This window comes from Streptomyces sp. NPDC091387 (assembly GCF_044756945.1).
Lineage (GTDB): Bacteria > Actinomycetota > Actinomycetes > Streptomycetales > Streptomycetaceae > Streptomyces.
In genome coordinates this window covers 1-1,677 of record NZ_JBIVTZ010000050.1, presented here as the reverse complement: position 1 = coordinate 1,677, position 1,677 = coordinate 1, and the positions used below count along the sequence as shown (strand labels likewise).

At 68.3% G+C, this 1,677-nt stretch carries 1 protein-coding gene; it reads right to left on the bottom strand.

Going from position 1 to position 1,677, the window contains the following annotated elements:
* Window positions 1-176: 176 nt before the first annotated feature.
* Window positions 177-1,556, bottom strand: coding sequence for an IS1380 family transposase (locus tag ACIQM0_RS39300; protein ID WP_401296051.1), 1,380 nt, complete (start codon window positions 1,554-1,556; stop codon window positions 177-179).
* Window positions 1,557-1,677: the final 121 nt, after the last annotated feature.

Below are 1,677 nucleotides of genomic sequence, written 5' to 3'. Positions count from 1 at the left end.
TAGCCTCGATCGTTCATGAGTCCTCGTCGGTTTGCTGACGGGGGTTCTGTGCTTGCGAGGGGCGGAATTGTGTGGGCTGGGGCAGGTTGGCGGCCCGGCTGTCGTGTCGGGTGGGCGCCGGGGTTCCACGGTTCCGGGATGTTGCTGTGGCTCGTCGGGACGGTCGGAGTTGCTGGTCAGCCGGGGTTCGGCAGGGCTGTGAGTCGCTCGATCGCGCGGGTGATCACATGGGTCCAGGGCCATCGGGCGGTGAAGCGGAGCCAGCGGCGTCGGCCGGTGGTGACCCGTTGAGCGGCGGCGGAGAACAGCCGCAGTCGAAGCCGTTTGGGCTCCCAGCGGCGGGTTTCTGCGGTCATGGCGAGCATCGGCATCCAGGCGAGGAGGTCGAGTGCGAGGGAGACGATCTCCAGCCAGATCCGGTTCTGGGCGGTGTCGTGCAGGGGCAGATTGCGCAGGCCGGTGTCGCGGGCGTTTCGTATGCGGTCCTCGCAGCGGGCCCGCCGTCGGTGACGTAGTTCGAGGTCGGCGAGCTGGCCGCGCTTTGTGTTGGTCGCGAAGCAGGTGAGCCGCAGTCCGTCGAGGTCGGTGAAGCGCAACTGGGCGCCGGGGTGGGGCCGTTCCTTGCGGACGATCAGCCGCATGCCCTTGGGCCACGTGCTCAGGTCGGGCATGTCGGTGATCTCCGCGACCCAGGCGCCGGGCCGCTCGGTGCCGCCGGAGTCGTAGGCCGGTGTCCACGCCTTCTTCGGGATCTTCAGCACTGCCTGGTGAATGGCGTCGGTGATGGTCATGCCGACGGAATACGACAGCCACCGGCCCGGTTTGGAGAGCCAGTCGAGGAAGGCGTGGGTGCCGCCGGCGGAGTCGGTGCGGATCAGCGTCTTCCGGCCCCGCCGCAGGTGCTTGGGGAGTTGGGCGAGGGCGAGTTGCGCTGTTTCGATGTGATCGCTCGCGGTGTTCGAGCCGGCGTTGCCGGGCCGCAGCAGCGCGGCGACCGGCTCTCCGGAACCGTCCTGGCCGTGGTCGACGAACGCGACGAGCGGGTGGTGGCCGTAGGTCTTCTTCCAGGTCGCGGTGGCGTCCTGTTTCTCGGAGTGTGCAAGCACCAGCACGCCGTCGATGTCCACGATCACCTGCCCGTCGGCGGCCGGACTGTTCGCCCCGGCCAACTCCCAGACTCGCGCGCGTGTTTCGGCCCGTGCCGACCGGATCGCGGTGAGGGCCTTCGGTCCGGCTGCCGCAAGGGTGTCGATCAGTCGGGAGACAGTCGGGTCGGACGCAACCGGGCCGAACATTTCGGGCTCGGCCCGCAGCATGGCGACATCGGCCAGGCAGTCCCCGCCCAGGGCCGTCGCGAGTGCGACATCCAGCAGGACCTTGCCGGGGTCGTGCACCGTCCGAGACTTCTGCCACGGAGCCAATGCCGTCGATATCGCGGTGTCCAGGCCCACCTTGCGGACCGCCTCGACCAGCAACACCGCCCCCGCCTGCGAGACCGTCCCGCTGCCACCGCCCTCGACGCGGACACGCGGGTAGAACCCGATACGCTTACTCACCTGGAGAGTGCTTCTTTCCTGCGGCTGACTGGACCCTAGACAAGTCCCATCGTTGCAGGTCAGGAGCACTCTCCGCTTATTTGATCAAGCGTCGGACAACCCACCTCGTGAAAGCCCGAGG